The organism is Candidatus Cloacimonadaceae bacterium (assembly GCA_030693415.1).
Taxonomy (GTDB): domain Bacteria; phylum Cloacimonadota; class Cloacimonadia; order Cloacimonadales; family Cloacimonadaceae; genus JAUYAR01.
In genome coordinates this window covers 1-7,891 of sequence record JAUYAR010000151.1, presented here as the reverse complement: position 1 = coordinate 7,891, position 7,891 = coordinate 1, and the positions used below count along the sequence as shown (strand labels likewise).

9 protein-coding genes are annotated in these 7,891 nt (G+C 49.1%); all 9 read right to left on the bottom strand.

Going from position 1 to position 7,891, the window contains the following annotated elements:
• Window positions 1–384 (bottom strand): serine/threonine-protein kinase (locus tag Q8M98_09350; protein MDP3114970.1); only part of this gene is annotated, 384 nt, incomplete at its 3' end.
• A gap of 2 nt (window positions 385–386) precedes the next feature.
• Window positions 387–2,672 (bottom strand): FHA domain-containing protein, encoded by a 2,286-nt coding sequence (locus Q8M98_09345; GenBank protein ID MDP3114969.1) that lies wholly within the window; start codon window positions 2,670–2,672, stop codon window positions 387–389.
• The gene (locus Q8M98_09340) at window positions 2,641–3,171 is read right to left on the bottom strand and encodes a hypothetical protein (GenBank protein MDP3114968.1); all 531 of its coding nucleotides are present in this window, start codon (window positions 3,169–3,171) and stop codon (window positions 2,641–2,643) included. The genes Q8M98_09345 and Q8M98_09340 overlap by 32 nt, the downstream gene beginning before the upstream one ends.
• Window positions 3,158–3,925, bottom strand: coding sequence for a M48 family metalloprotease (locus Q8M98_09335; protein MDP3114967.1), 768 nt, complete (start codon window positions 3,923–3,925; stop codon window positions 3,158–3,160). The genes Q8M98_09340 and Q8M98_09335 overlap by 14 nt, the downstream gene beginning before the upstream one ends.
• Complete coding sequence (locus Q8M98_09330) at window positions 3,874–4,236, bottom strand: hypothetical protein (protein MDP3114966.1); 363 nt, start codon at window positions 4,234–4,236, stop codon at window positions 3,874–3,876. Before Q8M98_09330 ends, Q8M98_09335 begins: the two co-directional genes overlap by 52 nt.
• Entirely contained in the window at window positions 4,226–5,239 is a 1,014-nt protein-coding gene (locus Q8M98_09325; protein ID MDP3114965.1) for a protein phosphatase 2C domain-containing protein, read from the bottom strand. The genes Q8M98_09330 and Q8M98_09325 overlap by 11 nt, the downstream gene beginning before the upstream one ends.
• A 9-nt stretch (window positions 5,240–5,248) precedes the next feature.
• Window positions 5,249–6,817 (bottom strand): FHA domain-containing protein, encoded by a 1,569-nt coding sequence (locus tag Q8M98_09320; protein ID MDP3114964.1) that lies wholly within the window; start codon window positions 6,815–6,817, stop codon window positions 5,249–5,251.
• A 54-nt stretch (window positions 6,818–6,871) separates the two neighbouring features.
• The gene (locus Q8M98_09315) at window positions 6,872–7,510 is read right to left on the bottom strand and encodes an FHA domain-containing protein (GenBank protein ID MDP3114963.1); all 639 of its coding nucleotides are present in this window, start codon (window positions 7,508–7,510) and stop codon (window positions 6,872–6,874) included.
• Window positions 7,511–7,698: 188 nt separating this feature from the next.
• Window positions 7,699–7,836: a hypothetical protein gene (locus Q8M98_09310; GenBank protein MDP3114962.1), complete on the bottom strand. Its 138-nt coding sequence runs from the start codon at window positions 7,834–7,836 to the stop codon at window positions 7,699–7,701.
• Between the last annotated feature and the right edge of the window lie 55 nt (window positions 7,837–7,891).

Sequence of the window (7,891 nt, the reverse complement as noted above, 5' to 3'; positions counted from 1 at the left end):
GGAATGGGCATAAGCCAGGGCATTGACGATTTGCTTGAAAATATGGAGGGCACGCGGTTCGGGAATGGGACCGGTCATCGCAATCAGCTCTTTCAGCATATTCCCCTCCGCATATTCCATCACCATGTAATAGACCCCATCATCCACAAAGAAATTGTATAAAGCCACGATGTTGGGATGAGTCATTCTTGCCTGAATGCGGGCTTCATTGACAAACCGCTCGGAAAAATGGGCGTCATTGGTGAGGCTGGGATTTAGGCGTTTGATCGCCACCTGTCTGCCAAGAATGGTCTCCTCAGCCAGATAAACTTCTCCCATCCCGCCTTCGCCGATGGGCTCGATGATGGTGTAGTTTTGCAGAACGGTGCCTTTTTTCAGCTCCATAATTACCTCCTTGTTTTATTGGTGAGCACAAACCGGGTAAGTGCGATAAATACAATGGTCATAAATAGTATCAGACTCAGATCAATGACGAGGTTATCGGGATTGAATCCGATGGCGTTCGTAAGCCCAAGATTGTTTTCCAGCACGATCATCAGTTCAAAAGCCCAGCGGCTCAGGATGAATCCGGCAAGGATATTCACTCCTTCGGGGATGTTTCCAAAGGGTACGATCAAGCCTCCCAAGATAACTTGCGGGATCAAAGCCACGGGAACGAGAGCCATGGCGGTTTCACCGGTTTTGACTAGGCTGGAAAGAGCCAGCCCCATGCATAGAGCGGCGATGGAGATCATACTCAGCACCGGACAGAGCACCACGAAGCTGATATTTGGGTGCACCGTCAGGTAGGTGAAAACACATAGAATAAGGCATTGCACCATGCAAAGCAGTGAAAGCACACAGATCTTTGACCAGAGATAGGCGTCGATATTCAGATTGGCTTTTTGTTCCCGCTTAAAAATCGTCTGCTCGGCTACCAGTTCGCGGGCGGAATTGGAACAGCCCAGCCAGATAGCTGCGACGATCAGGACAAAATAGAGAGCCTGGATGTTTTCCGCGGATTTGAATACCAGATAGATAAATAGCCCAATAATGGGAGCCTGCAACAGCAAAACCGCGGCACTGAAGCGATCTCTGAATTTGACGAGTAAGCAGCGCCGGCAGAGGACAAAAAACTGGTGCAAAGCATTTGCTTGTTTGCCGGCAGAAAGTGAACTCCCGCTATTTTGCATCAAACCGGATGCTTGGTCTGCCGCCATTCCGGAAAACACCCATTCCTGATAGAAGGCGCTTTGCAGATATTTTTGCTGCAGGTGCGATGCGCCGGTCTTTTCCAAAGTTTCAAAGATGTCCTCCGGGGTGCTGACGCCAAAGTAAGGCACGGCTGCTTGAGCCGGTCCATAATAAGCCAATTTGCCACCGGGACTCAGGACGATCAGATGAGAAAAGATAGAAAAATTGAGCGAATCGATTTTATGCGTGGTGAGCACGACGACATGACCACGATTTGCAATGTCCCTGAGAAGCTGCATCACTTCGTGATCGCTGCGTGGGTCAAGACCACTGGTGGGCTCGTCCAAAAAGTAAAACAGCGGCTCGGTGATCAATTCCTGCGCCATGTTCACTCTTTTTCGCTGTCCTCCGCTGATCCCCTTTTTTTCGGGTGAACCGATCAATGTGTCCTGGGCGGCGCTGAGGTTTAGGGAAGCCATTATCTGGGAGATCTGCTGATCTCTTTCCTGCGGGGTGATTTGATTGCCCAGGCGCAGCAGACTGGTAAAATTGAGTGATTCGCGCACGGTGAGTTCGCGGTGGATGATGTCGTCCTGGGGCACATAGCCAAGCTGCCCTTGAAAAGCCTGGGGATTGTGGTGCAGCGACACTCCGTTGATCAGCACATTTCCGCTGCCGGGCTTCAGATATCCATTTAACATCATCATCAGAGTGGTTTTGCCACACCCGGAAGGACCGATCAAGCCGATAAACTGTCCCGGCTTCAGGCAGATGCTGATATTGTCCACGATTGTCTTGTTTTCCACACTATAGCTCAGGTTTTGAGCGGCAAAACGCAGGTCGGCGCTCCAATCCGGCATGGCATGGCTAAATATACGCAATAAATCCAAAGGCACTCCGCCCACGGTGATATTGTCCTTTTCGGAGATAAAGCTCTGTGCCACCTTTTTCCCATTTACAAAAGTGCCATTCGCGCTGTTTAGATCCTCGATCTGCCAGGCAGCGCCGATTTTCGTCAGCCGTGCGTGATTGCGGGAAACCCGGATGTTCTTGATCAAGATGTCGTTTTCATGCTCCCTGCCGATCGTGATCATGCTTTTACCATGCAAATCGGGATTTACCGGGGCTGAACCTGGTGTATTTTGGATCGAATTGATCAATTTGGAAATATCAATGGCGATATCCCGGGCAAGGGTCACAAGATCAGTTGGATGTATTTGTCCTCTGCTCACGCGCTGCCCGTTTACAAATACGCCATTGGTGGAATTCAGATCTTGGATGATATAGCCGCCATCCGCGGTGATCCGCAATTCGCAATGATGGGCTGAAATCCTGATATCCTGTATGATCTGATCGTTGTCGGCGGCTCTGCCGATGCGGATTATCCTTTCACCGTGGGATGAAGAACCGAAAGAACCGGAATGGCTGATCCTTGACCCGCAAAACGGGCAGAATTGCGCGTCGCTATCAATGGTTTTGGAGCATTTTGGGCAAAGCATATTCACTTCTAATGGAGACGGTGCGGCTGATCCACCACGCCTGCGCTGTGATCCTGCCTTCGATCACGGCGCCTTTTGCGGCAAGCTTTAGCATATCCTGAGCTTTGAATTCAGGCACATAACTGATATCAAGGGGGATTGGGGTATGCGACAGCATTGGCACTTTTACCGTTTTTCTGCTACTGAGATAGGCGCGGGTTTGCCCTTCAGCGTCTTTTAGTTCAAGGTGAAAAGGTGGAATTGAAAAAGGGATCAGGCTGGGATTCTCAATTTCGACATTTATCATCGAGGGCGGGAAGTCTCTGATCAAATCCATCGCAAAGTTTACGCTCACCCGCACCTTCTCCATTTTGCGGATATTCCATCCCAATAAAACCAAAAATAACGCCATTGTCAAGGCTGTAAAGAGCACCATGTATTGATATCCCGATATCCTCCGGCGCAATGAATCTCGTGATCTGGCATTGCGAAAGAAGCCAAGCCGTTTATAGTTTTTCAATCCTTTTCCTTCTTTCTTCCGCCGTCGGGTGGGTCGAGACAAAATCATTGACGGCTTGCAGGTTTGTGTCTTTCCATTTTTGCTCATGCTTTCCCAGATTCCGGAAAAATGAGATCGCGCCGGCTTTCTTATATCCTGCCCTTTGCATAAGATTCACTGCATATTCATCCGCTGCGCGCTCATCTTCCTTTGAAAACGGATGTTTGTAGGTGATGTATGCCAATTGCACGATTGCTCCCAGCAGCGGCTGAATCTTCGCTGCCTGATAGGAGTGCTGAATGCGGTTGATGCAGTGTTTGAGCTCATTATGCGCCATTTCGTGGGCAAGCACAAATGCCACTTCATCGATATTGTCGAGGTTCTCAAGCAAGCCGGTATTCAGAAACATCTTCCCTCCCGCTACCGCGTAAGCGTTGAATACATCATCTTTGACAACGATTACTTCATACTTGATCGCCTTGCGTTTGCAATGCGGCAGGATTTTGTTGAGTATTTTCACGACGTCATATTTCTTGGAGTGTTCGATTTTAACTTTTTTAAGGATCTCCTTTTTCAGCTCAACTCCGATTTGGTTTTCTTCAGTGTCGCTGACCGAGGTCATGTCCAATAGAACGCTATCCACCGCCTTGATCGTGTTTGTCCCGGCATTCAGCAGGTCGTCGATCAATTGACCGTATCCCATGCCCGGAAGCAACAGGATGATCAACGAAAGATATTGAATAATTCGCCTGGATTTCCGGAATTGAATACGCATAGCCAGCCTCCTGATTCGTCTTTGCTAAAAATGAACTTGCCCGGTATGTTGCTGCTTGGCAACAGGAGCAGAGGTTTGTTCAGATCAAAAGTGAAATCCACCACATACTCGGTCTTGTCTTCGTTTGTATAGCCTTCGTTGCTGATGTTTATCTTTTTTACCTGATATTCTTTTCCGAGTATCTGAGATACGCTTTGTTTGAGAATGTCAAACTGTTCTTTTTTCAGGCTTCCAAATCTGGTGTTGCAGGCAGATAGGGCGATGACTATCAGAATCAACAGCACAAGATGGCGTTTGGTATTACTGAGCATCGGATTCCTCCTTTTTGAGTGCTTGGTGTGTGGTTTTGGTGCTGTCCGATCCCTCGCTGCCTATCTCATTAGTTTCAGTTTCTATTTTGAGGGATGAACCGTTGGTTGCTTTGGCACTTCTTTCCGTTTTGACAGGTGGTTTGATGATCTTGAACACGGAATGTGCCAAATAGATAGACGCAGCAAGCAAAAGTAAAACAGATACGCCCAGAATGGCTATCCAACTCACACCGCGAAACTCTTTTGCGGGGCGCTTTGCCTTGTCTCCGATATTGGATTTGACGATCTGCACGGTCACGTTGTCATCACTGCCTTGTTGATTGGCTTGTTCCACGAATGCTTCACACGCGGATTGTGGTTCCAGATCGAGGATGCTTTCCATCTCCCGAAGCGTGAAATAGTGGTACAAGCCGTCCGAGCACAGCATAAACACGTCTGATTTGTTGAGCGTGAAGGGACCGCTAAGATCGGGAGTGAAATTATCCGTCCCCAGAGCCCGGGTGATGATGTTGCGCTTGGGATGATCAGCAGCTTGGGCGTCCGTCAGGATCCCGCTATCCACCATGTCTTGCACTAACGAATGATCCCTTGTAAGCTGGGTTGCAGATCCGCCTCTTTTCAGATACAAGCGGCTGTCGCCAAGATTGGCAAACCAATAGCTGGTTTCCCTGATCAGCAAAATAACCGCGGTAGTTCCCATGCCCTTGGTTTCGGGATGCTCCATCACATAATCCAAAATGTTCTTTTGCGCAAAGATGAGGGCTTGCGCCAATTCATTTCTGGGGTCATAATGACCGCCAATCCGCTTGAAATGTTCATAGATGGATTCTACCGCCAGCCGAGAGGCGACCGCTCCGCCTTCATAGCCTCCCATTCCATCGCAGACGATGATCAGACACCCAAAGTCGCCTTCGTATCTGCCGTAATAATCCTGATTTTCAGAGCGGACTTTGCCAACGTCGGACATGTTTCCATAAAGGAAATCCGGGTGTTTGTGTTTCATTCCCTCTCCTTACAACAAGGTGAAATTGCCTTCAACGGAGCCGAGCTTGAATGAACAGTCGTTTTCAAGGCGGTAAATCTGAGTTTTATTGCCGTTGATAAAGACTCCGTTTGTGGAGCCTATATCTTCAAGAACAAAGTATCCTTCCACATAGGTGATGCTGGCATGGTGAGAGGATACCGTCTTATCCGCCAGAACAATGCCGTTATCCGCAGCTCTACCGAGTGTCGTTCCGGATTTGTCGATGGTGAACACTTTTCCGGCTTCATTTCCAAACAGTATTTCCATTCTCAAACGCTCGGCACCGGTTTTGGGTCCAACAACGGTTTGTCCGCCGCTTAGGATCATCGTCCGCTCACGACCAAGGATTTTTGGATCAGGGGGCTTTTGTTCAATTGGATGAATTGGCAAAGAAGCTGCCGGCTCTTCAGCCCTGTGTATCTCTTGCTCAAGGGCGGCGATTTTTTTGCGTTCCGCTTCAATCTCGCTGTTCTTTTGTTCTTCGAGCCGCCTGATATCATCGGCGACGGCTTGTTTTTTCTTCCTAACGCGCTTGTTGATCAAGATCAGCGTCGCAGCGATCAGAGCGATTAGCGCGATGATCACAGCAAGCATCACGGGATTAATCTTCGGCTTGGTTTTTTGACCGGTGCTTCTTGCGTAGGCGGGTCTTCCCGCGGGCGCGATGAACTTGGCGGAGAGATCTCTTTTGCCCATATCCGTCGTGACTTCTATCCCCAGATTGTGTTCCGCACCGTCTCCGGGGATGCCCACTACAAAGTAGCTGAGCAGATTTATATGCATGATCTGGCGGTAGAGTTTGTCAAAATGCTTGGACAAATCTTCTTGGTGTGGAGCGTAATAATAGCTCCCGCCGGTATTTTCCGCAATGCGTTCCAGGGATTGCAGATAGATCTGTTCCACTTGGGTATAACCGATCGTAAAAACAGGGATGCCATTGGTTTGGGCTAAGTTGATCAGGTCGTTTTCCCGGTATGAGCCGGTGGGATTCTCGTCTTTGCCGTCTCCCGTCAACACCATGATCTTTCCGGTCATTTCTTCATTGGCTACCAGGCGTTGGAGGGCTTTGTAGCCGCCATAATAGAGCGAAGTGTATCTACCGGCGGGCTTGATGTCCCGCACCGTCTTCTTCAGCAGTTCCTTCTCACCGGTAAAGTCCGTAAGCAATTGATAATCATCGGCATAGATTGCGATTGCCACTTTATCCACCGAGCGGATCTTGTCGATGAAGGGGATCACCGCAGCTTGAATCGATTCCATCGGGGATCCCTTCATGGTGCCGGACGCGTCTATGCACAGGATGATATGCAAGCCCTGCCCGGTTTTTTCATAGGTGGTCGTCTTCAGGGAATCGCTGGCTTTGGCATCGATGAAGACCTTGAATCTCTTCTCGGTGAGGTCTTTCATCGGCTCGTCCGAGCTGTCGAGAACTTGCACCGAACTGATCAAAAAAGGATAGTTGCCGGTATCGGTTTTGATATACCGGGCTTTCACCTGGGTTGCCGAAAGACCAAGCACTATGCCAAGAGCGACGGTCATGATCAATATGCGCTTCATTTGAACTCCTTGTTGCCTCTGAGGGGAAGATCTGTCCATCCCTCAATGCTTTTGTTAGATTATCTTCAACTTTAGATCGACGTTGCCGATCCTGATGATGTCGTCATTGTTCAAGGTTACCTTTTCATCGACAAGCTCTCCATTCACAAAAGTTCCGTTGGTGGATAGCATATCCTGCAGGATAAACTTGCAATCCCTGTAGAGCAGCACCGCGTGCTCATCCGAAACTCCCGGTTGTTGGAGCACAATATCGCAAGTGGCATTTCTGCCGATCCGGTGCCTGCCGATCGAAAGCTTATAGTCAATTCCGGCAGGATTGATATCGAAGGTGATGAGCCATCCCACCAGTTTGCGGATGCCCACGGATTGCGCGGGCACGGTGCTATCGCAGGGGGTTCCGGCTCCAAAGATCATGGTTTTGTCCTCTCTGTTTCCGCCTGCCACTTTAGCAGCCAGCTTCGGAGTGGCGTTGTCGATCACAGTTTTGTCCTGTCGGTTGGTGGGACTGTCGATCTGTGTTTTGGCTCCGCTCAGGGTCATTTCTGCGGCAGGACAAAATGGGCATGCGGTCTGAGCCGCGTCATAATTATGACCGTTTTTGCAGGTCTTATAGCTCTGTTGCATGGCAGCTCCGCAGCTTTTGCAAAACGTGCCGCCGGCGGGGTTATCGACTTGACATTTTGGGCATTTCATGTCTATCTCCTTGTTACTTTTTTATCTTGTAATGGTTTATCTATAAATGATCGTCGATTCCGGTAGGCTACTCAGGAAAGGTAGCGCATGATGCCGATCTTGCGGAAACAAATACCGGTAATTTTTCTTCCTCCGCAGCATCGGCATGCTGCGCTACATCAAACCAAGGGTAAAAGTGCAAAGGGTAATCATTTAATAGCCCTGAAAACACGGAGCCCTATGTTGTAGTCCCTGCCGCCCGGATTGTTGTTGTTGCGGTTGGCAACCCGACAGTTGTTGTCATTGTTGTTCCAAGAACCACCACGCAGCACAGGTTTATGTTTCATACCCATATTTATACAACCAGTTTCCAGTGTTTATTACCTGTCCTGAACTCTATCT

Coding starts and splice junctions, on each gene's coding strand:
- Q8M98_09325 (MDP3114965.1), bottom strand. CDS start 5,239: ATGAAACACAAACACCCGGATTTCCTTTATGGAAACATGTCCGACGTT.
- Q8M98_09315 (MDP3114963.1), bottom strand. CDS start 7,510: ATGAAATGCCCAAAATGTCAAGTCGATAACCCCGCCGGCGGCACGTTT.
- Q8M98_09330 (MDP3114966.1), bottom strand. CDS start 4,236: ATGCTCAGTAATACCAAACGCCATCTTGTGCTGTTGATTCTGATAGTC.
- Q8M98_09310 (MDP3114962.1), bottom strand. CDS start 7,836: ATGAAACATAAACCTGTGCTGCGTGGTGGTTCTTGGAACAACAATGAC.
- Q8M98_09320 (MDP3114964.1), bottom strand. CDS start 6,817: ATGAAGCGCATATTGATCATGACCGTCGCTCTTGGCATAGTGCTTGGT.
- Q8M98_09335 (MDP3114967.1), bottom strand. CDS start 3,925: ATGCGTATTCAATTCCGGAAATCCAGGCGAATTATTCAATATCTTTCG.
- Q8M98_09345 (MDP3114969.1), bottom strand. CDS start 2,672: ATGCTTTGCCCAAAATGCTCCAAAACCATTGATAGCGACGCGCAATTC.